The following is a 19,254-nucleotide window of genomic DNA, read 5'->3' on the forward strand; positions in this document are numbered from 1 at the left end:
GGCTGAGTGAGAAGGATTGAACCGATGCGTTCAGGTGTGATTGCACAGAAGGTGGGAATGACCCGCGTCTATAACGACGCCGGCGAGCATGTCCCGGTAACGGTACTGCGTATGGAGGCCGTCCAGGTCGTTGCCACGCGCACTGTCGAAAAGAATGGCTATACCGCAGTTCAGCTCGGTGCCGGCCAGGCGAAGGTAAAGAACACGTCGAAGGCGATGCGTGGCAACTTTGCCATTGCCAACGTCGAGCCTAAGGCCAAGGTCACGGAATTCCGCGTTTCGGAAGACAACCTGCTGGAGATCGGTACGGAGATCAAGGCGGGTCACTTCGCAGCTGGCCAGCTGGTCGACGTGACGGGTACGACGATCGGCAAGGGTTTTGCCGGCGCCATGAAGCGTCACGGCTTCGGCGGTTTGCGCGCCACGCACGGTGTGTCGGTGTCTCACCGCTCGCACGGTTCGACTGGCTCGCGCCAGGATCCGGGCAAGGTTTTCAAGAACAAGAAGATGGCTGGTCACATGGGCCAGACGCGCGTCACGACGCAGAACCTGGAAGTGGTTTCGACCGACGAAGATCGTGGTCTGATCCTGATCAAGGGTGCTGTTCCTGGTTCCAAGGGTGCTTGGATCATCGTGCGCGACGCCGTCAAGTCGGCCGCGAAGTAAGGGAGCCAGATCAATGGAATTCAACGTCAAGACCCTCGAGGGAAAAGACGCCGGGAAGGTTTCCCTTTCGGACGCTATTTTCGGCCTCGAGCCCCGCGAAGACATTCTCGCCCGCGTCATCCGCTGGCAACTTGCCAAGAAGCAGCAGGGCACGCACAAGGCTAAGGGCCGCGCGGAAATTTCGCGCACCGGCGCCAAGATGTACAAGCAGAAGGGTACGGGCCGCGCCCGCCACCATTCGGCTCGCGCTCCGCAGTTCCGCGGCGGCGGCAAGGCTCACGGCCCGGTTGTCCGCAGCCACGAGCACGATCTTCCGAAGAAGGTTCGCGCACTCGGCCTTCGCCACGCCCTTTCGGCCAAGATCAAGGCCGATGACGTCATCGTCATCGACAACCTGGTTGCCGCTGAAGCCAAGACCAAGTCGCTCGCGTCCGTTTTCGAGACGCTCGGCCTGACCAACGCCCTCTTCATCGGCGGCGCAGAGCTTGACGGCAACTTCAAGCTTGCAGCTCAGAACATCCCGAACATCGATGTTCTGCCGATCCAGGGCATCAACGTTTACGACATCGTGCGCCGCGGCAAGCTCGTGCTTTCCAAGGCTGCGGTTGAAGCGCTAGAGGAGCGATTCAAGTGACCGATCTTCGCCACTACGATGTGATCGTCTCTCCGGCGATCACCGAAAAGTCCACGCTGGTATCCGAAAACAACCAGGTTGTATTCAATGTCGCCAAGCAGGCGACGAAGCCGGAAATCAAGGCTGCGGTCGAGGCGCTGTTCGGCGTCAAGGTCACGGCTGTCAACACTCTGCTGCGCAAGGGCAAGACCAAGCGGTTCCGCGGTTTCGTCGGCAAGCAGAAGGACGTGAAGAAGGCTGTTGTGACACTGGCTGAAGGCCAGACGATCGACGTCTCCACCGGTCTCTGAGGTATAAGAAAATGGCATTGAAAACTTTCAATCCGATCACCCCGAGCCAGCGCCAGCTGGTCATCGTCGACCGCTCGGCCCTCTACAAGGGCAAGCCGGTCAAGGCGCTGACGGAAGGTCTGACCAAGAGCGGCGGTCGTAACAACCTCGGTCGCATCACCGCCCGCTTCATCGGCGGGGGTCACAAGCGCACCTATCGTCTGATCGACTTCAAGCGTCGCAAGTTCGACGTCGAAGGCACGGTCGAGCGTATCGAATACGATCCGAACCGCACGGCTTTCATCGCGTTGGTGAACTATGCTGACGGCGAGAAGGCTTATATCATCGCTCCTCAGCGCCTCGCTGCCGGTGACAAGGTCATCGCTTCCGAGAAGGCTGTCGACGTCAAGCCCGGCAACACCATGCCGCTGCAGTTCATCCCGGTCGGCTCCATCATCCACAATGTGGAAATGAAGCCGGGTAAGGGTGGTCAGATCGCTCGCTCCGCCGGTGGCTACGCACAGCTCGTCGGCCGCGACCAGGGCATGGCGATCCTTCGCCTGAACTCCGGTGAACAGCGTCTCGTTCATGGCTCCTGCCTTGCTTCGATCGGCGCCGTCTCCAACCCTGATCACGCCAACATCAACGACGGCAAGGCCGGTCGTACCGTTTGGCGCGGCAAGCGCCCGCATAACCGCGGTGTCGTCATGAACCCAGTCGACCATCCGCACGGCGGTGGCGAAGGCCGCACCTCCGGTGGTCGCCATCCGGTGACACCGTGGGGCAAGCCGACCAAGGGCAAGCGCACCCGGTCGAACAAGTCGACCGACAAGATGATCATGCGCTCGCGTCATCAGCGTAAGAAGTAAGAGAGGAAGTCTCCAATGGCTCGTTCAGTATGGAAAGGTCCGTTCGTTGACGGCTATCTTCTCAAGAAGGCTGAGAAGGTTCGTGAAGGCGGTCGCAGTGAAGTGATCAAGATCTGGAGCCGTCGCTCCACGATCCTGCCGCAGTTCGTCGGTCTCACCTTCGGCGTCTACAACGGCAGCAAGCATATCCCGGTCAGCGTCAATGAAGACATGGTCGGTCACAAATTCGGTGAATTCTCTCCGACCCGCACCTACTACGGTCACGGCGCGGACAAGAAGGCGAAGAGGAAGTAACAATGGGCAAGGCAAAAGCCGAACGCCGGCTGAAGGACAACGAGGCGCAAGCAGTCGCCCGCACGCTCCGCGTCAGCCCCCAGAAGCTCAACCTGGTTGCTGCGGCTATCCGCGGCAAGAAGGTCGAGCGCGCACTCGCGGAGCTGGAGTTCTCCCGCAAGCGCATCGCAGGCGCCGTCAAGAAGACGCTTGAATCTGCGATTGCCAACGCCGAGAACAACCACGATCTCGACGTCGACTCGCTGGTTGTCGCCGAGGCCTATGTCGGCAAGTCGATCGTCATGAAGCGTTTCCACGCTCGTGGCCGCGGTCGCGCGTCGCGCATTGAAAAGCCCTTCGCGCACCTGACGATCGTGGTTCGTGAAGTGCAGGCAGCAGAGGAGGCCGCATAATGGGTCAGAAAATCAATCCAATCGGTTTCCGCCTCGGCATCAACCGTACCTGGGATAGCCGCTGGTTTGCGGACAATGCCGAGTACGGCCAACTGCTGCACGAAGACCTGAAGATGCGCAAGTTCGTCATGAGCGAACTGAAGCAGGCCGGGATCTCCAAGGTGGTTATCGAGCGTCCGCACAAGAAGTGCCGCGTCACGATCCACTCGGCACGTCCGGGCCTGATCATCGGCCGCAAGGGCGCAGACATCGACAAGCTCCGCAAGAAGCTGTCGGAGATGACGAATTCGGAAACGCACCTCAACATCGTCGAAGTGCGCAAGCCCGAAGTCGATGCGACGCTGGTCGCTCAGTCGATCGCCCAGCAGCTCGAGCGTCGCGTGGCTTTCCGCCGCGCTATGAAGCGCGCCGTTCAGTCCGCGATGCGTCTTGGCGCCGAGGGCATCAAGATCACCTGCGCCGGCCGTCTCGGCGGCGCTGAAATCGCCCGTACGGAATGGTACCGCGAAGGTCGTGTGCCGCTGCACACGCTGCGCGCAGACATCGACTACGGCACGGCTGAAGCAGAAACCGCTTTCGGCATCTGCGGCATCAAGGTCTGGATCTTCAAGGGCGAAATCCTTGAGCATGATCCGATGGCTTCCGAGCGCCGCGCGATGGAAGGTGACGCCCAGGGTCCGGCAAGCCGTGATCGTGACCGCGACAGAGACCGTCGCCGCGACAACGCTTGATAGCGCGCGTGGCAGAGAAGTTCGGAGAATAAGAAAATGTTGCAGCCAAAGCGTACCAAGTACCGCAAGCAGTTCAAGGGCCGCATCAAGGGCGTCGCCAAGGGCGGTTCTGACCTGGCATTCGGCGAATTCGGCCTGAAGGCACAGGAACCCAACCGCGTCAACGCGCGCGAGATCGAAGCGGCCCGCCGCGCGATCACGCGTTATATGAAGCGCGCCGGCCGTGTATGGATCCGCGTGTTCCCGGACGTTCCGGTAACCAAAAAGCCGACCGAAGTCCGTATGGGTAAGGGTAAGGGCTCCGTTGAATACTGGGCATGCAAGGTCAAGCCCGGCCGTATGATGTTCGAGATCGACGGTGTCAGCGAAGAAATCGCCCGTGAGGCGCTTCGCCTCGGCTCTGCCAAGCTCTCGGTCAAGACGCGCTTCGTTCAGCGCATTGCAGAGTAAGGAATGAGCTCATGAAAGCCTCAGACGTTCGCGCGTTCACCGCCGACCAACTCAAGGACGAGCTTGCCAAGCTGAAGAAGGAGCAGTTCAACCTGCGCTTTCAGAAGGCGACCGGCCAGCTCGAAAAGTCCTCGCGCATCAACGAAGTTCGCAAGGACATCGCCCGCGTGAAAACCATTGCCCGCCAGAAGGCGGCAGAAGTTAAGGCCTAAAGGAAGAAAAATATGCCGAAGCGCATCCTGCAGGGCGTCGTCGTTGGCGACAAGAACGAGAAGACGGTAGTGGTTCGTGTCGAGCGTCGTTTCGCTCACCCACTGCTCCAGAAGACCGTTCGTCGTTCCAAGAAGTACAAGGCCCACGACGAGAACAACCAGTACAAGATCGGCGATACCGTATCCATAGAGGAATGCGCGCCCATCTCCAAGGACAAGCGCTGGACGGTGATTTCCGCCCAGGGCAAGTAACAGAATTTTGCGCGAGGCCTTGCGTCTCGCCGAAATATCTGTATGAAGCAGCGTCAGAACGCTCGAATGCCGGGCGTTCTTTTGCTTTGAGCGCACGGAAGGTCCCGTTCGGGAAACCACCCTGGCACGATCGACCCCGCGCTATTCAGCTATTGCCGCGTCTGTGCTGCCTCACGGCAGCTCGGCCGGCGAAAATTTTCATAAGCCGGAGTAGGGGGCTAGCCCAACCATTCCGGTAAACCAAGAAGGCGACCTGATATGATTCAGATGCAAACAAACCTCGACGTCGCGGATAATTCCGGCGCACGTCGTGTCATGTGCATCAAGGTGCTGGGCGGCTCGAAGCGCAAGTATGCCTCGATCGGCGACGTCATCGTCGTTTCGATCAAGGAAGCGATCCCGCGCGGCCGTGTGAAGAAGGGTGACGTGATGAAGGCGGTTGTCGTTCGCACCGCCAAGGACATCCGTCGTGCAGATGGCTCCGTCATCCGCTTCGACACCAACGCAGCAGTCCTCATCGACAACAAGAAAGAGCCGATCGGCACCCGTATCTTCGGACCGGTTCCGCGCGAACTTCGCGCCAAGAACCACATGAAGATCATCTCGCTGGCTCCCGAAGTACTGTAAGGAGCGAAGCGATGCAGAAGATTCGTAAGGGCGACAAGGTCGTCATGCTCGCTGGCAAGGACAAGGGCCGTACCGGCGAAGTTGTCCAGGTCATGCCGAAGGAAGATCGTGCCGTTGTTCGTGGCGTCAACGTCGTCAAGCGCCACCAGCGCCAGACGCAGACCCAGGAAGCCGGCATCATCAACAAGGAAGCCCCGGTTCACCTGTCCAACGTTGCAATCATCGACAAGGATGGCAAGCCGACCCGCGTCGGTTTCAAGGTTGTTGACGGCAAGAAGGTCCGTGTGGCCAAGCGTTCTGGAGAAGTGATCGATGGCTGAGGCAAAATATGAGCCGCGGCTCAAGAAGGAATATGTCGAGCGCATCCGCAAGGCGTTGCAGGAGCAGTTCTCCTACGCCAATGAGATGATGATCCCGAAGCTCGACAAGATCGTGATCAACATGGGTGTCGGCGAAGCGACCGCTGACTCGAAGAAGCCGACGGTGGCTGCCGCCGACCTCGCAGCGATTGCCGGCCAGAAGCCGGTCATCACCCGCGCACGTAACTCTATCGCAGGCTTCAAGGTCCGCGAACAGATGCCGATCGGCGCCAAGGTCACCCTGCGCGGCGCCCGCATGTACGAGTTCATGGACCGTCTCGTGAACATCGCGCTCCCGCGCGTTCGCGACTTCCGCGGCCTGAACCCGAAAAGCTTTGACGGCCGTGGCAACTTCGCCATGGGCATCAAGGAGCACATTGTGTTCCCTGAGATCAACTACGACAAGGTTGATCAGATGTGGGGCATGGACATCATCGTTTGCACGACGGCGACGACCGACGACGAGGCACGGGCTCTTCTGAAAGAGTTCAGCTTCCCGTTCCGTCAATAACCGTAACGACGAGCGTAGAAAAGGAACCTGACATGGCGAAGACAAGCGCAGTTGAAAAGAACAAGCGCCGCCGTACTACGGTCGCTAACCAGGCCGCTAAGCGGGCTGGGTTGAAGGCGATCATCATGAACCAGGCTCTTCCGATCGAAGAGCGGTTCAAGGCCTCGATCAAGCTGGCATCCCTGCCGCGTGATGGATCGAAGACCCGTATTCGCAACCGTTGCGAAGTTTCGGGGCGTCCGCGCGCATATTACCGCAAACTGCGCATGTCGCGTATTGCGCTGCGTGAACTCGGCAATCTCGGCAAGGTGCCGGGTATCGTCAAGTCGAGCTGGTAAGGAGCAGGTTACATGACAATGACTGATCCGTTGGGCGATATGCTCACTCGCATCCGTAACGGTGCTTCTCGCCGCAAGTCGTCGGTTTCGACGCCTGCTTCGAAGCTCCGTGCACGTGTTCTCGATGTTCTGCAGTCCGAAGGCTACATCCGTGGCTATTCCGTTGTCGATTTCGGCAATGGCAAGTCGGAACTCAGCATCGAGCTGAAATATTATGAAGGCGCATCGGTGATCCGTGAGATCGGCCGTGTGTCCAAGCCGGGCCGCCGGGTTTATGTCTCGGTCAAGTCCATTCCGCAGGTCGCGAACGGTCTCGGCATCACCATCCTTTCGACTCCGAAGGGTGTGATGGCCGATCACCAGGCTCGCGAACAGAACGTTGGTGGCGAGGTTCTTTGCTCGGTCTTCTAAGATTGGGCAGGGATCTCCATAGCGAACAGACAGGATTGAAACATGTCTCGTATCGGTAAAAAGCCCGTTCAGGTGCCTGCTGGGATCACGGCTACGGTCGATGGCCAGAAGGTGACTGCAAAGGGCCCGAAGGGCGAGCTGTTTTTCGTTGCTAACGACGAAATCAGCCTCAAGCTTGAAAATAACGCCGTCGTCGTGACGCCGGTGAACCAGACCAAGGATGCGCGGTCAAAGTGGGGCATGTCCCGCACGATGATCGAAGGCATCTTCAAGGGCGTCAAGGACGGTTTCGAGCGCAAGCTTGAAATCAACGGCGTCGGTTACCGCGCCGCCATGCAGGGCAAGAACCTGCAGCTGGCCCTCGGTTTCAGCCACGACGTGATCTACGAGCCGCCGGTCGGTATCTCGATCGTTGTTCCGAAGCCGACGGAAATCGTCGTCAGCGGCATCAACAAGCAGCAGGTCGGTCAGGTTGCCGCCGAAATCCGCGAATATCGCGGTCCCGAGCCCTACAAGGGCAAGGGCGTCAAGTACGCTGACGAGCGGATCGTCCGCAAAGAAGGCAAGAAGAAGTAAGGATCACGCGAAATGGCTAGCAGGAAAGAAGCACTTGCACGTCGTGCCAACCGCGTGCGCCGTCATCTCAAGTCGGTGGCCAATGGCCGTCCGCGCCTGTCGGTTCATCGCTCCTCGAAGAACATCTACGCCCAGGTCATCGATGACGTGGCCGGCAAGACGCTCGCGTCTGCCTCCACCCTCGAGAAGGATCTGCGCGGTTCTCTGAAGACCGGTGCCGATACCGCCGCCGCTACCGTTGTGGGCAAGCTCCTCGCCGAGCGGGCCTCCAAGGCCGGTGTTACGGAAGTCGTGTTCGACCGTGGCGCCTTCATCTATCACGGCCGCATCAAGGCTCTCGCCGAAGCGGCCCGCGAAGGCGGTCTCACCTTCTGATCAGTTTCCGGCCGGACGCCTCAAGCGCCGGCCGGATTTTCGCCGGACCGCAGGCACTCTCCGAAAGGGGAGGCTAATGCGGTCCACATTTGTTTGCCGATTGCACCCGGAAAAGAAAAAGGAAGAGGACAATGGCACAGGAAAGAAGGCCGCAGCGGGACGACCGCCAGAGCCGTGAAGAGCGCGATAGCGAATTCGTCGACAAGCTTGTCGCGATCAACCGCGTCGCCAAGGTCGTCAAGGGCGGCCGTCGTTTCGGTTTTGCAGCACTCGTCGTCGTTGGCGACCAGAAGGGCCGCGTTGGCTTCGGCCATGGCAAGGCACGTGAAGTACCGGAAGCCATCCGCAAGGCAACCGAAGCCGCTAAGCGCGAACTGATCTTCGTACCGCTGCGTGACGGCCGTACGCTGCATCACGACGTTCACGGCCGCCACGGCGCCGGCAAGGTTCTGCTGCGCTCGGCCAAGGTCGGTACCGGCATCATCGCGGGCGGTCCGATGCGCGCCGTATTCGAAACACTCGGCATGCACGACGTCGTCGCCAAGTCGACCGGTTCGTCGAACCCCTACAACATGGTTCGCGCCACCTTCGACGCTCTGAAGCACCAGGTTCACCCGAAGGACATCGCAGCTCAGCGCGGCATCAAGTATGCAACGCTGCAGGCTCGTCGTAGCGCCTCCGGCAACGCCTCTGAAGAATAAGAGGAGTTTGACAGATGGCCAAGGCTACTAAGAAGGCTGAAGCGAAGACTGTCACGATCGAACAGATCGGCAGCCCGATTCGCCGTCCGGATGTCCAGCAGCGCACGCTGATCGGTCTCGGACTGAACAAGATGCACCGTCGCCGCACGCTGGAGGATACTCCTTCCGTTCGTGGCATGATCCGTGCTGTCCAGCATCTCGTTCGCGTCGTCGACGAGAAGTGAGACGGAGGAAACGCTCATGAAACTCAATGAAATCAAGGACAACGAAGGCTCGACCCACAGCCGCAAGCGCCTCGGCCGCGGTATCGGCTCGGGCTCGGGCAAGACTGGTGGTCGCGGCGTGAAGGGTCAGAAGTCCCGTTCAGGCGTCGCCATCAACGGCTTCGAAGGCGGCCAGATGCCGATCTATCGTCGCCTGCCGAAGCGTGGCTTCAACAACATTTTCGCTTCCGATTTTGTTGTCGTGTCGCTGGCCCGTATCCAGACGGCGATCGACGCCGGCAAGCTCGATGCCAAGACGACCGTTGACGCAGCTGCCCTCAAGGCTGCTGGTGTCATCCGCCGCGTCAAGGACGGCGTTCGCGTTCTCGCCGACGGCGAGATCAAGGCCAAGATCACCATCGTCGTTGCAGGCGCCTCCAAGCCTGCCGTCGAGAAGATCGAAAAGGCCGGCGGCACCGTGACGCTGCTTTCGGCTCCCGCTGCAGCCGAATAAATAATCTGATGATATATCGCCCGGAGTGCTTCACACCGGGCGATTTTGCTCCCATATGTGGGCCTCACAAAAACTTGGCTGGCGCGCCCGCGTCATGCCGGTAAGACTCGAAAACAAGGGTGAGGCAAGGGGTTGCGCCGCAATCCGTCCTGAGCCCGGTTTTGAATAATTTCATACTGATTCCGGGTCCGGTCTGTCCCCCAGAGACGCCGGAATTGGTAGCGCGGAGAAACGCATGGCTTCTGCAGCGGAACAATTGGCATCCAACCTCAATTTTTCGACCTTCGCCAAAGCCGAGGATTTGAAGAAGCGCTTGTGGTTCACACTGGCAGCTCTCCTCGTCTATCGACTCGGCACGCATATTCCGCTTCCAGGCCTCAATCCTGAAGCCTATGCCCAGGCTTTCCGCGGCCAGTCAGGCGGCATTCTCGGCCTTTTCAACATGTTCTCGGGCGGCGCTGTTCAGCGCATGGCGATCTTTGCGCTCGGCATCATGCCCTATATCTCCGCTTCGATCATTGTGCAGCTCATGACCTCGGTCGTGCCGGCGCTCGAAAACCTGAAGAAGGAAGGCGAGCAGGGCCGTAAGATCATCAACCAGTATACCCGCTATGGTACCGTTATCCTCGGTGCGCTCCAGGCCTATGGCATTGCCGCCGGCCTTGAAAGCGGCCAAGGCCTCGTCGTCGAGGCCGGCTGGTTCTTCCGCGTCTCCACCGTTCTGACGCTGCTCGGCGGCACGATGTTCCTGATGTGGCTCGGTGAGCAGATCACCTCGCGCGGCATCGGCAACGGCATCTCGCTGATCATTTTCGCCGGCATCGCCGCCGGCCTTCCGACAGCTCTTGCCGGCACGCTTGAACTCGGCCGCACCGGGGCGCTGTCGACCTTCCTCATTCTGCTCGTCATCATCGTCGCGATCGCCGTCATCGGCATCATCGTCTTCGTCGAGCGCGCCCAGCGCCGGCTGCTGATCCAGTATCCGAAGCGTCAGGTTGGCAATCGGATGTTCCAGGGCGATACCTCGCATCTGCCGCTGAAGTTGAACACGTCAGGCGTCATTCCGGCAATCTTCGCGTCGTCGCTGCTGCTGCTGCCGGCAACGGTCGCCGGTTTCGCCAACACCTCGGCAATGCCCTCCTGGGTGACATCGATCGTCGCGGCCCTCGGCCACGGTCAACCGCTCTATATGGCGCTGTACGGCGCGCTGATCGCCTTCTTCGCCTTCTTCTATACGGCCATCGTCTTTAATCCGAAGGACACGGCCGACAATCTGAAGAAGCATGGCGGCTTCATTCCCGGCATCCGTCCGGGCGAGCGCACCGCCGAATATATCGACTACGTGCTGACCCGAATCACGGTGATCGGTGCGCTCTATCTCGTCTTCGTCTGCATCCTCCCAGAGATTCTGGTGTCGCAAACCGGCATTCCATTAGCCCTTGGTGGGACTTCGCTTTTGATCGTGGTTAGCGTAACTCTTGATACGGTTGCACAGATCCAGGGTCACCTGATCGCGCAGCAATACGAAGGCCTGATCAAGAAATCGAAGTTGCGTGGAGGAAAGAGGGGGCGATGAGACTTATCCTTTTGGGGCCGCCGGGCGCGGGTAAGGGAACCCAGGCCCAGCGGATCGTGGAAAAGCACGGCATTCCGCAGCTTTCCACTGGAGACATGCTGCGTGCTGCTACCGAAGCTGGCACAGAGGTGGGGAAACGCGCCAAGGCGGTCATGGACGCCGGCAAACTCGTCTCTGATGAGATCGTCATCGCCATCGTCTCTGAGCGAATCGATCAGCCCGATTGCGCCAACGGCTTCATTCTCGATGGTTTTCCTCGCACACTCGTGCAGGCCGATGCCACCGAGGGGATGCTAAAGTCCAAGGGTCTTGACCTCTCAGTGGTTATCGAGTTTCGCGTCGACGACAAGGAACTCATCCGTCGGGTGGATGGTCGATATACCTGCGTTCAGTGCGGCACTGTCTATCATGACACTGACAAGCTCCCGGCCAAGGAAGGTGTTTGCGACAAGTGCGGTTCGACTCACTTCAAACGCCGTCCTGATGACAACGCCGAGACCATGATCAAGCGTCTCGAGGTCTACTACAAGGAAACCTCGCCGCTGATCGGCTATTACCATGCCAAGGACAAACTCAAGTCCGTGGACGGCATGGCAGAAATCGATCAGGTGACCGCCGAGGTCGAAAGCATTCTTTCCAAGCTTTAAGGCTTTGAAAATAAACTTGGCGGAACGGTTGCTTTTCAGCAGTGATTCCGCTAAACACCGCGCCAACTCGCGACATTCCATGCGATCGGCGCGGATTTCCCAGGGAAGTCCGGGTGCGGTCGTTTTGACATGTTACGGACGTAAATCTGAACGGGCGGTTCTCAAGACCGCATAACGAAGCCCACTTGCCGGATGGCAACTGGAATGCAAGGAGAATAGGCGTGGCACGTATCGCTGGCGTCAACATCCCGACTGCGAAGCGCGTTGTCATCGCGCTGACCTACATTCACGGGATCGGTTCGAAATTCGCACAGGAAATCGTCGAGAAGGTCGGTATCCCGGCTGAACGCCGTGTGCATCAGCTGACGGACGCAGAAGTCCTTCAGATCCGTGAAGCTATCGACCGCGACTATCAGGTCGAAGGCGATCTTCGTCGCGATACCGCGATGAACATCAAGCGCCTGATGGACCTCGGCTGCTACCGCGGCCTGCGTCATCGCCGCGGCCTTCCGGTCCGCGGTCAGCGCACGCATACCAATGCCCGCACCCGCAAGGGTCCGGCAAAGGCAATCGCTGGCAAGAAGAAGTAATTTCCGGGAAACTGGGGTGGGGAGGCTGGCGGTCTGCGCCGGCCTCTTTTGAGTTTGGAGCGGGACCATATAGGCGCCGTTCCGGTGTAGCCGCTGGCATTACGGCGGTGAAGAGATCAACGAAAGGAATACCATGGCTAAGGAAGCCGTCCGCGTTCGCCGTCGCGAGCGCAAGAATATCTCGTCGGGTGTCGCTCACGTCAACTCGACCTTCAACAACACGATGATCACCATCACCGATGCGCAGGGCAATGCGATCGCCTGGTCGTCGGCTGGCGCCAAGGGCTTCAAGGGCTCGCGCAAGTCGACCCCGTTCGCTGCCCAGATCGCTGCCGAAGACTGCGCCAAGAAGGCCCAGGAGCACGGCATGAAGTCGCTGGAAGTCGAAGTCTGCGGTCCGGGTTCGGGTCGTGAATCGGCTCTGCGCGCGCTCCAGGCTGCAGGTTTCATGATCACGTCCATCCGCGACGTGACCCCGATCCCGCACAATGGCTGCCGTCCGCGCAAGAAGCGCCGCGTCTGATCATCGCTCTCGTCACCGGTGAGCGCCTGCGCGCTCCCGGTGGTTTTCAAGCTCGGTTGCCACGATTGGATGGTGGCAACGAACGGAAGGCAAACTCATGATTCAGAAGAACTGGCAGGAACTGATCAAGCCGAACAAGGTGGAGTTCTCCTCGAGCTCGCGCACCAGGGCGACGCTTGTTGCCGAACCGCTGGAGCGCGGCTTCGGCCTCACCCTCGGCAACGCGCTTCGCCGCGTTCTGCTTTCCTCGCTGCGCGGTGCTGCCGTCACGGCGGTGCAGATCGATGGCGTGCTGCATGAATTCTCCTCGATTCCGGGCGTCCGCGAAGACGTCACGGACATCGTGCTCAACATCAAGGAAATCGCCATCAAGATGGATGGCGACGATGCAAAGCGCATGGTCGTGCGTAAGCAGGGCCCTGGCGTTGTCACGGCTGGCGACATTCAGACGGTCGGCGATATCGAAATCCTCAACCCCGAGCATGTCATCTGCACGCTCGACGAGGGTGCCGAGATCCGCATGGAATTCACCGTCAACAACGGCAAGGGCTATGTTCCGGCCGAACGCAATCGTGCGGAAGATGCTCCGATCGGTCTCATCCCGGTCGACAGCCTCTACTCGCCGGTCAAGAAGGTGTCCTACAAGGTTGAAAATACCCGCGAAGGACAGGTTCTCGATTACGACAAGCTGAACATGACCATCGAAACCGATGGCTCGATCACCGGCGAAGACGCCGTCGCTTTTGCGGCGCGCATCCTCCAGGATCAGCTTGGCGTCTTCGTCAACTTCGACGAGCCGCAGAAGGAAACCGAAGAGGAAGCAGTCACCGAACTCGCTTTCAACCCGGCTCTCCTGAAGAAGGTGGACGAACTCGAGCTGTCGGTCCGTTCGGCAAACTGCCTGAAGAACGACAACATCGTCTACATCGGCGACCTCATTCAGAAGACCGAAGCAGAAATGCTCCGCACACCGAATTTTGGTCGCAAGTCGCTGAACGAAATCAAGGAAGTTCTCGCTTCCATGGGCCTGCACCTCGGCATGGAAGTGCCGGCATGGCCGCCCGAGAACATCGAAGATCTCGCCAAGCGTTACGAAGATCAATACTGAAAAAACAAAAGGCAGGCTCTTTCGGCTGCCTTTCCCCGTCAAACAGCAGGCCGATCGCCTGCATGTGCCAGGAAACGGCAGGCCCACTTAGCGTAAGGGCACCTGCATTAAAGGAGAATAGCAATGCGCCATGGTAAAGCCGGCCGCAAGCTGAATAGAACTGCAAGCCACCGCAAGGCGATGTTCGCCAACATGGCGGCTTCGCTGATTACCCACGAGCAGATCGTCACGACCCTGCCGAAGGCCAAGGAAATCCGTCCGATCGTCGAGAAGCTCGTCACGCTCGGCAAGCGCGGCGACCTGCACGCTCGCCGTCAGGCGATCTCGCAGATCCGCGATGCCGCTGTCGTCGCGAAGCTGTTCGACACGATCGCAACGCGTTACGCCACCCGCAACGGCGGCTACCTGCGCATCATGAAGGCCGGCTTCCGCCAGGGCGACAATGCCGCGATGGCCGTGATCGAATTCGTGGATCGCGACGCCTATGCCAAGGGCGCTGCAGACAAGGCCCGCGTCGCTGCTGAAGAGCAGGCCGTCGCCGCTTAAATCCTCCGCTCCGGCGGAAACAGAACAGCCGGGCTGCGAAGCCCGGCTGTTTTTGTTTGTGCACGACAGCGCCGCGCTTCTTTTCAGATCAGCCGTTCAACCGGCTGAGGTGCAGATAGGACAGGTTCATTTGGGCGAAGTCTTTGAAAATCGTCGTCGAGTGCAGTTCCTCCGTCTCATAGCCCTGCTTGCGGTTATTGCGCTCGGGCTGGCGCTCAGACGGTTTGGCTATGCGGCCGATCTGCCCTTCATTGTCGTCAAATATGGTGGATCGGCACTCTGGGGAGCGATGGTCTATCTGCTCGTGGCGCTGTTTGTCGCAAGGTCACGGCCGGCAGCAATTGCTGTTACAGCGCTTTTCATAGCGATCTCGGTGGAATTGTTCCGGCTTTATCACACGCCCTGGCTCGATGCGTTTCGGCTGACCACGGCAGGCGCCCTGCTGCTTGGCCGGGTATTCTCGCTTTGGAATATGCTGGCCTATGCAATCGGCATAGCCACGGCTTGCGCCTTCGATCCCGCACATCGGGCGGCCTTGTCTCCTCGCCGCTGACCTGCCGTCTCACGAACAGACGCCACTGCGCGATTGCGCGTCCGCCCTTTGCCCTTCTGCCTGTTGCGTGCGATCGGCCGGTAGGAGCGGTAGAGGATGAGCGCGATGATCAGCCCGACATAGATATATTGCTCGAGGTCGAGGATCTTGGTCGAGAGCGCGAAGTGCAGCGCCCCGCAGGCGGCGATGATATAGACGAGGCGATGTAGCCAGATCCAGTTCTTGCCGAGGCGGCGGATCGAGAGATTGTTGGATGTCAGCGCCAGCGGAATGAGCATCGCAAGCCCGGCCATGCCGAACATGATGAAGGGGCGCTTCAGCACGTCGTTGATGACGGCGGAAATATCCATCGCCTGGTCAAGCACCATGTAGACGGTGAAATGCATCAGCGCGTAGTAGAAAGTCAGCAGGCCAAGCGCGCGGCGATAGCGCAGATAGTTCCAGCCGAAGAGCTCACGGGCAGGGGAAACGGCAAGGGTCAGGATTAGGAAACGGATCGTCCAGATGCCGAGGAAGAGCTCGAAGGTCTTGACTGGATCGGCGCCGAGCTGATCGGTCGCTCCGAGATAGAAAGTCCAGGCCGCAGGCACGAGCCCGACGACATAAAGCAGCCAGACGGAGGCGGGTTGCCAGCGCTTCGGGATGGCGAGCGACAGTTCCGCCATCAGAAATTCGCCTTCAGGTCCATGCCGGCATAAAGGCTTGCCACCTCGCCGGCATAACCGTTGAAGGGCAGGGTGGGGTGGCGGCCGGCGCCGAAGAAGCCGCTTTCGCCGATGCGCCGTTCGCTCGCCTGGCTCCAGCGGGGATGGTCGACCGCTGGATTGACGTTGGCGTAGAAGCCGTATTCCTGCGGATTGGTGACCTGCCAGGTATTCTTCGGCTGCTGGTCGGTGAGTGTGATCCTGACGATCGACTTGATGCCCTTGAAGCCGTATTTCCACGGCACGACGAGGCGGATCGGTGCGCCGTTCTGGTTCGGCAGCGTTTCGCCATAGAGCCCGACGGCCAGCAGCGCCAGCGGATGGCGCGCCTCATCGAGGCGCAGACCCTCGACATAGGGCCAGTCGAGCGACTGAAAGAAACCTTTCTGCCCAGGCATCTCCTCCGGCCGCACCACGGTTTCGAAGGCGACGTATTTGGCGCTGCCGAGTGGCTCCACCTTGTCGAGCAGCGATGCCAGCGGAAAGCCGTCCCAGGGGATGACCATCGACCAGGCCTCGACGCAGCGCATCCGGTAGGTGCGCTCCTCGATCGGGAATTCCTTCATCAACGCCTCGAGGTCGAAGGTGCCTGGCTTTTTGACCATGCCGTCAACCTTGATCGTCCACGGCAGCGGCTTGAAATCGCTAGAAAGAGCTGCGGGATCGCCCTTGTCGAGGCCGAACTCATAGAAATTATTGTAGGTCGTGACGTCCTTGATCGGCGTCGCCTTCTCGTCGACCTTGTACTTGCTCTCAACGGCGGAGAGAGCCGCAGCACTCGCCTTGCCGGCGCTGTAGAGCGCCATGGCGCCAAGCGCTGCCGCACCGAGGAATTCACGACGGCGCACATAGATCTGGCGCGGCGTAATCTCCGATGACGCGATCTTCGGTGGGCGATAGCTTGGCATGTCGAAACCTCCTCGGCGGATATCCTGAAATATAGCCCTTAAACGAACCGCCGGCATGTCTAGATTAGTGTCTAAGCCTTGAATATTGCTGACGGGAAGCCAATTTTTTGTGTTCGGTCGTGATGGAATAGGCTGTAACAAAACGTCGCGTCGAACCGTATATGATCGATGGGCCTCATGGCGCTTCTCCCCGGCGTACCGGATTTGGGCTTCCCGGTAGTGACAGCCCCCGTCGATTGGATTAGGACAATTCCAAAAAGCGGCGTTTGCCCGGCCCGCAGGCTCCATGTCGCCCGGCTTCGCCTGATAATTCCGACACGTTGAGGAAGACACCGATGCCAGTTTACCGTTCCAGAACCACGACCCATGGCCGCAACATGGCGGGCGCCCGCGGCCTTTGGCGCGCCACGGGCATGAAGGATTCGGATTTCGGCAAGCCGATCATCGCGGTGGTGAATTCCTTCACCCAGTTCGTGCCCGGCCACGTGCACCTGAAGGACCTTGGCCAGCTCGTTGCCCGCGAGATCGAGGCGGCCGGCGGTGTCGCCAAGGAATTCAACACGATCGCCGTCGATGACGGCATCGCCATGGGCCATGACGGCATGCTTTATTCGCTGCCCTCGCGTGAGCTCATCGCCGACAGCGTCGAATATATGGTCAATGCTCATTGCGCCGACGCCATGGTCTGCATCTCCAATTGCGACAAGATCACCCCCGGCATGCTGATGGCGTCGCTGCGTCTCAATATCCCGACCGTCTTCGTCTCGGGCGGTCCGATGGAAGCCGGCAAGGTCGTGCTGCACGGCAAGACGCATGCGCTCGACCTGGTCGATGCCATGGTCGCCGCAGCCGATGACAAGATCAGCGACGAGGACGTCCAGACCATCGAACGCTCGGCCTGTCCGACCTGTGGTTCCTGCTCCGGCATGTTCACCGCCAATTCGATGAACTGCCTGACGGAAGCCCTCGGCCTGTCGCTGCCCGGCAACGGCTCGACGCTTGCCACCCATCTCGACCGCAAGCGCCTCTTCGTCGAGGCCGGTCATCTGATTGTCGATCTCGCCCGCCGTTATTACGAGCAGGATGACGTCAAGGCGCTGCCGCGCACCATTGCCTCCAAGCAGGCCTTCGAGAATGCCATGACGCTCGATATCGCCATGGGCGGTTCCACCAATACGGTCCTGCACATTCTTGCCGCCGCCCATGAAGGCGAGATCGATTTCAATATGGCCGATATCGACGCGCTGTCGCGCCGCGTGCCGTGCCTGTCGAAGGTCGCACCCGCCAAGAGTGACGTGCATATGGAAGACGTCCACCGCGCCGGCGGCATCATGTCGATCCTCGGCGAACTCGACAAGGGTGGTCTCTTGAACCGCGATTGCCCGACGGTCCATGCCGAGACGCTGGGCGATGCGATCGATCGCTGGGATATCACCCGCACGAACAGCGAAACCGTGCGCAACTTCTATCGTGCCGCACCCGGCGGCATCCCGACCCAGGTCGCCTTCAGCCAGGAAGCCCGTTGGGACGATCTCGACACCGATCGCGAGAACGGCGTCATCCGCTCGGTCGAGCATCCCTTCTCCAAGGATGGCGGCCTTGCCGTGCTCAAGGGCAACCTTGCGATTGACGGCTGCATCGTCAAGACCGCTGGCGTCGATGAATCGATCCTGAAGTTCTCCGGCCCCGCCCGCGTCTTCGAAAGCCAGGATTCGTCGGTCAAGGCGATCCTTGCCAACGAGGTGAAGGCCGGCGACGTCGTCGTCATCCGCTACGAAGGTCCGAAGGGCGGCCCGGGCATGCAGGAAATGCTCTATCCGACGAGCTATCTGAAGTCGAAGGGCCTCGGCAAGGCATGCGCGCTCATCACCGACGGCCGCTTCTCCGGCGGCACTTCCGGCCTCTCGATCGGCCACGCCTCGCCGGAAGCGGCAAATGGCGGCACGATCGGCCTGGTGCGCGAAGGCGACATGATCGACATCGACATCCCCAACCGCACGATCAGCCTGCGTGTCAGCGAGACTGAACTCGCCGCCCGCCGCGCCGAGCAGGACGCCAAGGGCTGGTACCCGGTCGAAGTCCGCAAGCGCAATGTCACGACCGCGCTAAAGGCCTACGCGGCCTTCGCAACGAGTGCGGACCGCGGTGCCGTGCGCGATCTGAACGCCCGCTGAGCAGCCTCAGCTTACGAGCCGTTGATGAAAAGTCAGCAGCTCTTCCAACCGGTCGATTCAGAGCATGATGCCGAAAAGTGTGAGCGGTTTTCGGACGACATCATGCTCTCACTCTATAATGTAGAACAGGATTCAGATTTTAGGCCGACCCGGCCTAAAATCATCCTGTTCTAGAGCGGCCGGTTGATGTTTTTATAGGTCTCGCCGAACTGCTTCAGCCGCTCGTCATAGGCAGCCTTGATACACGCCGCATCAGCTCCGCATTCCTGCCGCTTTTTCAGCCAGGCCGTCTGTTCGTCCTGCAATGTTCCGCGCGAACCCATGGCCAGAAGGCCCGAGAGCAAATCGAAAGTCGTCACCATCTTCACGTCGGCATCGTTGAGTGCGCGGTTGTCGCAGATCGCTTTTTCATCCGGCTTCAATTCTTTCGCATCGCAATCGAAGCTTGCTGCCTGTGCCAGGTTCGATGCAATGAGCAGGATCGCAAAGCCGAGGGCCGCTGTCGTCGTTCTTGTCGTGATCATTCATATGTTCCTATTGC

General features: G+C 59.8%; 30 protein-coding genes and 1 pseudogene. 28 read left to right on the forward strand and 3 right to left on the reverse strand.

Features of this window, described 5'->3' with window-relative positions; translation table 11 throughout:
• Positions 1-24: 24 nt before the first annotated feature.
• The 27 genes from rplC (at position 25) to AC2444_RS07355 (ending at position 14,927) form a co-directional block, all read left to right on the forward strand.
• Positions 25-666 (forward strand): 50S ribosomal protein L3, encoded by a 642-nt coding sequence (rplC, locus tag AC2444_RS07225; RefSeq protein WP_003558542.1) that lies wholly within the window; start codon positions 25-27, stop codon positions 664-666.
• Positions 667-679: 13 nt separating this feature from the next.
• A complete protein-coding gene (rplD, locus tag AC2444_RS07230; protein WP_012757020.1) occupies positions 680-1,300 on the forward strand; it encodes a 50S ribosomal protein L4 in 621 nt (206 codons plus the stop codon).
• Complete coding sequence (locus AC2444_RS07235) at positions 1,297-1,590, forward strand: 50S ribosomal protein L23 (protein ID WP_003547550.1); 294 nt, start codon at positions 1,297-1,299, stop codon at positions 1,588-1,590. The genes rplD and AC2444_RS07235 overlap by 4 nt, the downstream gene beginning before the upstream one ends.
• Before the next feature lie 11 nt (positions 1,591-1,601).
• Positions 1,602-2,438 (forward strand): 50S ribosomal protein L2, encoded by an 837-nt coding sequence (gene rplB, locus AC2444_RS07240; protein ID WP_012757021.1) that lies wholly within the window; start codon positions 1,602-1,604, stop codon positions 2,436-2,438.
• A gap of 15 nt (positions 2,439-2,453) precedes the next feature.
• Positions 2,454-2,732 carry a 30S ribosomal protein S19 gene (rpsS, locus tag AC2444_RS07245; protein ID WP_003547552.1) on the forward strand — a complete coding sequence of 93 codons (279 nt, stop codon included), beginning with the start codon at positions 2,454-2,456 and terminating at the stop codon, positions 2,730-2,732.
• 2 nt (positions 2,733-2,734) lie between these two features.
• Positions 2,735-3,124, forward strand: coding sequence for a 50S ribosomal protein L22 (rplV, locus tag AC2444_RS07250; protein ID WP_003547553.1), 390 nt, complete (start codon positions 2,735-2,737; stop codon positions 3,122-3,124).
• Positions 3,124-3,855 carry a 30S ribosomal protein S3 gene (gene rpsC / locus AC2444_RS07255; RefSeq protein WP_003547554.1) on the forward strand — a complete coding sequence of 244 codons (732 nt, stop codon included), beginning with the start codon at positions 3,124-3,126 and terminating at the stop codon, positions 3,853-3,855. The genes rplV and rpsC overlap by 1 nt, the downstream gene beginning before the upstream one ends.
• Positions 3,856-3,891: 36 nt before the next feature.
• A complete protein-coding gene (gene rplP / locus AC2444_RS07260) occupies positions 3,892-4,305 on the forward strand; it encodes a 50S ribosomal protein L16 (RefSeq protein WP_003547555.1) in 414 nt (137 codons plus the stop codon).
• A gap of 11 nt (positions 4,306-4,316) precedes the next feature.
• Entirely contained in the window at positions 4,317-4,517 is a 201-nt protein-coding gene (gene rpmC / locus AC2444_RS07265; RefSeq protein ID WP_003558545.1) for a 50S ribosomal protein L29, read from the forward strand.
• Between the two features lie 12 nt (positions 4,518-4,529).
• Complete coding sequence (gene rpsQ / locus AC2444_RS07270; RefSeq protein WP_003547557.1) at positions 4,530-4,769, forward strand: 30S ribosomal protein S17; 240 nt, start codon at positions 4,530-4,532, stop codon at positions 4,767-4,769.
• A 258-nt stretch (positions 4,770-5,027) separates the two neighbouring features.
• Entirely contained in the window at positions 5,028-5,396 is a 369-nt protein-coding gene (gene rplN, locus AC2444_RS07275; RefSeq protein WP_003547558.1) for a 50S ribosomal protein L14, read from the forward strand.
• Positions 5,397-5,407: 11 nt separating this feature from the next.
• On the forward strand, positions 5,408-5,716 hold the full coding sequence (rplX, locus tag AC2444_RS07280; protein ID WP_003547559.1) for a 50S ribosomal protein L24: 309 nt from the start codon (positions 5,408-5,410) through the stop codon (positions 5,714-5,716).
• On the forward strand, positions 5,709-6,266 hold the full coding sequence (gene rplE, locus AC2444_RS07285) for a 50S ribosomal protein L5 (RefSeq protein WP_003547560.1): 558 nt from the start codon (positions 5,709-5,711) through the stop codon (positions 6,264-6,266). The genes rplX and rplE overlap by 8 nt, the downstream gene beginning before the upstream one ends.
• Positions 6,267-6,298: 32 nt before the next feature.
• Complete coding sequence (gene rpsN / locus AC2444_RS07290; RefSeq protein ID WP_003547561.1) at positions 6,299-6,604, forward strand: 30S ribosomal protein S14; 306 nt, start codon at positions 6,299-6,301, stop codon at positions 6,602-6,604.
• A 12-nt stretch (positions 6,605-6,616) separates the two neighbouring features.
• Entirely contained in the window at positions 6,617-7,015 is a 399-nt protein-coding gene (gene rpsH / locus AC2444_RS07295; RefSeq protein WP_003547562.1) for a 30S ribosomal protein S8, read from the forward strand.
• A 42-nt stretch (positions 7,016-7,057) separates the two neighbouring features.
• On the forward strand, positions 7,058-7,591 hold the full coding sequence (gene rplF, locus AC2444_RS07300; RefSeq protein ID WP_003547563.1) for a 50S ribosomal protein L6: 534 nt from the start codon (positions 7,058-7,060) through the stop codon (positions 7,589-7,591).
• Positions 7,592-7,603: 12 nt separating this feature from the next.
• Positions 7,604-7,966: a 50S ribosomal protein L18 gene (rplR, locus tag AC2444_RS07305; protein WP_003547564.1), complete on the forward strand. Its 363-nt coding sequence runs from the start codon at positions 7,604-7,606 to the stop codon at positions 7,964-7,966.
• 131 nt (positions 7,967-8,097) lie between these two features.
• Entirely contained in the window at positions 8,098-8,667 is a 570-nt protein-coding gene (rpsE, locus tag AC2444_RS07310) for a 30S ribosomal protein S5 (protein ID WP_003547565.1), read from the forward strand.
• Positions 8,668-8,681: 14 nt separating this feature from the next.
• Positions 8,682-8,891: a 50S ribosomal protein L30 gene (rpmD, locus tag AC2444_RS07315; RefSeq protein WP_003547566.1), complete on the forward strand. Its 210-nt coding sequence runs from the start codon at positions 8,682-8,684 to the stop codon at positions 8,889-8,891.
• A 16-nt stretch (positions 8,892-8,907) separates the two neighbouring features.
• Entirely contained in the window at positions 8,908-9,384 is a 477-nt protein-coding gene (rplO, locus tag AC2444_RS07320) for a 50S ribosomal protein L15 (RefSeq protein ID WP_003547567.1), read from the forward strand.
• Positions 9,385-9,619: 235 nt separating this feature from the next.
• Complete coding sequence (gene secY, locus AC2444_RS07325; RefSeq protein WP_012757022.1) at positions 9,620-10,960, forward strand: preprotein translocase subunit SecY; 1,341 nt, start codon at positions 9,620-9,622, stop codon at positions 10,958-10,960.
• Entirely contained in the window at positions 10,957-11,607 is a 651-nt protein-coding gene (locus AC2444_RS07330) for an adenylate kinase (RefSeq protein ID WP_012757023.1), read from the forward strand. The genes secY and AC2444_RS07330 overlap by 4 nt, the downstream gene beginning before the upstream one ends.
• Positions 11,608-11,828: 221 nt before the next feature.
• Positions 11,829-12,197 carry a 30S ribosomal protein S13 gene (rpsM, locus tag AC2444_RS07335; protein WP_003547573.1) on the forward strand — a complete coding sequence of 123 codons (369 nt, stop codon included), beginning with the start codon at positions 11,829-11,831 and terminating at the stop codon, positions 12,195-12,197.
• A 133-nt stretch (positions 12,198-12,330) separates the two neighbouring features.
• Positions 12,331-12,720, forward strand: a complete 390-nt coding sequence (gene rpsK, locus AC2444_RS07340; protein WP_003547577.1) for a 30S ribosomal protein S11 — start codon at positions 12,331-12,333, stop codon at positions 12,718-12,720.
• A gap of 97 nt (positions 12,721-12,817) precedes the next feature.
• Positions 12,818-13,828 (forward strand): DNA-directed RNA polymerase subunit alpha, encoded by a 1,011-nt coding sequence (locus tag AC2444_RS07345; protein ID WP_003547579.1) that lies wholly within the window; start codon positions 12,818-12,820, stop codon positions 13,826-13,828.
• Between the two features lie 123 nt (positions 13,829-13,951).
• Entirely contained in the window at positions 13,952-14,374 is a 423-nt protein-coding gene (rplQ, locus tag AC2444_RS07350; RefSeq protein ID WP_003547581.1) for a 50S ribosomal protein L17, read from the forward strand.
• Positions 14,375-14,534: 160 nt separating this feature from the next.
• On the forward strand, positions 14,535-14,927 hold the full coding sequence (locus tag AC2444_RS07355; protein ID WP_017993649.1) for a ribosomal maturation YjgA family protein: 393 nt from the start codon (positions 14,535-14,537) through the stop codon (positions 14,925-14,927).
• Between the two features lie 17 nt (positions 14,928-14,944).
• Here AC2444_RS07355 and msrQ read toward each other — a convergent pair.
• Together msrQ and msrP are read right to left on the reverse strand one after the other, a co-directional pair.
• Positions 14,945-15,592: pseudogene (msrQ, locus tag AC2444_RS07360) on the reverse strand (protein-methionine-sulfoxide reductase heme-binding subunit MsrQ); the annotation flags it as partial.
• Positions 15,592-16,539, reverse strand: a complete 948-nt coding sequence (msrP, locus tag AC2444_RS07365; protein WP_012757026.1) for a protein-methionine-sulfoxide reductase catalytic subunit MsrP — start codon at positions 16,537-16,539, stop codon at positions 15,592-15,594. The pseudogene msrQ and the gene msrP, both read right to left, overlap by 1 nt.
• Before the next feature lie 335 nt (positions 16,540-16,874).
• Between msrP and ilvD the strand changes: the two genes are divergently transcribed.
• Positions 16,875-18,713 carry a dihydroxy-acid dehydratase gene (gene ilvD / locus AC2444_RS07370; protein ID WP_012757027.1) on the forward strand — a complete coding sequence of 613 codons (1,839 nt, stop codon included), beginning with the start codon at positions 16,875-16,877 and terminating at the stop codon, positions 18,711-18,713.
• Positions 18,714-18,883: 170 nt separating this feature from the next.
• On the opposite strand, the gene AC2444_RS07375 is transcribed toward ilvD, so the two are convergent.
• Positions 18,884-19,237 (reverse strand): lysozyme inhibitor LprI family protein, encoded by a 354-nt coding sequence (locus AC2444_RS07375; RefSeq protein ID WP_012757029.1) that lies wholly within the window; start codon positions 19,235-19,237, stop codon positions 18,884-18,886.
• Between the last annotated feature and the right edge of the window lie 17 nt (positions 19,238-19,254).

The organism is Rhizobium sp. WSM1328 (genome assembly GCF_057653715.1).

Bases quoted from the DNA above. Each gene is read 5' to 3' on its own strand.
- rplC (WP_003558542.1), top strand. From the start codon at position 25: ATGCGTTCAGGTGTGATTGCACAGAAGGTGGGAATGACCCGCGTCTAT.
- rplD (WP_012757020.1), top strand. From the start codon at position 680: ATGGAATTCAACGTCAAGACCCTCGAGGGAAAAGACGCCGGGAAGGTT.
- rplB (WP_012757021.1), top strand. From the start codon at position 1,602: ATGGCATTGAAAACTTTCAATCCGATCACCCCGAGCCAGCGCCAGCTG.
- rpsS (WP_003547552.1), top strand. From the start codon at position 2,454: ATGGCTCGTTCAGTATGGAAAGGTCCGTTCGTTGACGGCTATCTTCTC.
- rplV (WP_003547553.1), top strand. From the start codon at position 2,735: ATGGGCAAGGCAAAAGCCGAACGCCGGCTGAAGGACAACGAGGCGCAA.
- rpsC (WP_003547554.1), top strand. From the start codon at position 3,124: ATGGGTCAGAAAATCAATCCAATCGGTTTCCGCCTCGGCATCAACCGT.
- rplP (WP_003547555.1), top strand. From the start codon at position 3,892: ATGTTGCAGCCAAAGCGTACCAAGTACCGCAAGCAGTTCAAGGGCCGC.
- rpmC (WP_003558545.1), top strand. From the start codon at position 4,317: ATGAAAGCCTCAGACGTTCGCGCGTTCACCGCCGACCAACTCAAGGAC.
- rpsQ (WP_003547557.1), top strand. From the start codon at position 4,530: ATGCCGAAGCGCATCCTGCAGGGCGTCGTCGTTGGCGACAAGAACGAG.
- rplN (WP_003547558.1), top strand. From the start codon at position 5,028: ATGATTCAGATGCAAACAAACCTCGACGTCGCGGATAATTCCGGCGCA.
- rplX (WP_003547559.1), top strand. From the start codon at position 5,408: ATGCAGAAGATTCGTAAGGGCGACAAGGTCGTCATGCTCGCTGGCAAG.
- rplE (WP_003547560.1), top strand. From the start codon at position 5,709: ATGGCTGAGGCAAAATATGAGCCGCGGCTCAAGAAGGAATATGTCGAG.
- rpsN (WP_003547561.1), top strand. From the start codon at position 6,299: ATGGCGAAGACAAGCGCAGTTGAAAAGAACAAGCGCCGCCGTACTACG.
- rpsH (WP_003547562.1), top strand. From the start codon at position 6,617: ATGACAATGACTGATCCGTTGGGCGATATGCTCACTCGCATCCGTAAC.
- rplF (WP_003547563.1), top strand. From the start codon at position 7,058: ATGTCTCGTATCGGTAAAAAGCCCGTTCAGGTGCCTGCTGGGATCACG.
- rplR (WP_003547564.1), top strand. From the start codon at position 7,604: ATGGCTAGCAGGAAAGAAGCACTTGCACGTCGTGCCAACCGCGTGCGC.
- rpsE (WP_003547565.1), top strand. From the start codon at position 8,098: ATGGCACAGGAAAGAAGGCCGCAGCGGGACGACCGCCAGAGCCGTGAA.
- rpmD (WP_003547566.1), top strand. From the start codon at position 8,682: ATGGCCAAGGCTACTAAGAAGGCTGAAGCGAAGACTGTCACGATCGAA.
- rplO (WP_003547567.1), top strand. From the start codon at position 8,908: ATGAAACTCAATGAAATCAAGGACAACGAAGGCTCGACCCACAGCCGC.
- secY (WP_012757022.1), top strand. From the start codon at position 9,620: ATGGCTTCTGCAGCGGAACAATTGGCATCCAACCTCAATTTTTCGACC.
- AC2444_RS07330 (WP_012757023.1), top strand. From the start codon at position 10,957: ATGAGACTTATCCTTTTGGGGCCGCCGGGCGCGGGTAAGGGAACCCAG.
- rpsK (WP_003547577.1), top strand. From the start codon at position 12,331: ATGGCTAAGGAAGCCGTCCGCGTTCGCCGTCGCGAGCGCAAGAATATC.
- AC2444_RS07345 (WP_003547579.1), top strand. From the start codon at position 12,818: ATGATTCAGAAGAACTGGCAGGAACTGATCAAGCCGAACAAGGTGGAG.
- rplQ (WP_003547581.1), top strand. From the start codon at position 13,952: ATGCGCCATGGTAAAGCCGGCCGCAAGCTGAATAGAACTGCAAGCCAC.
- msrP (WP_012757026.1), bottom strand. From the start codon at position 16,539: ATGCCAAGCTATCGCCCACCGAAGATCGCGTCATCGGAGATTACGCCG.
- ilvD (WP_012757027.1), top strand. From the start codon at position 16,875: ATGCCAGTTTACCGTTCCAGAACCACGACCCATGGCCGCAACATGGCG.
- AC2444_RS07375 (WP_012757029.1), bottom strand. From the start codon at position 19,237: ATGATCACGACAAGAACGACGACAGCGGCCCTCGGCTTTGCGATCCTG.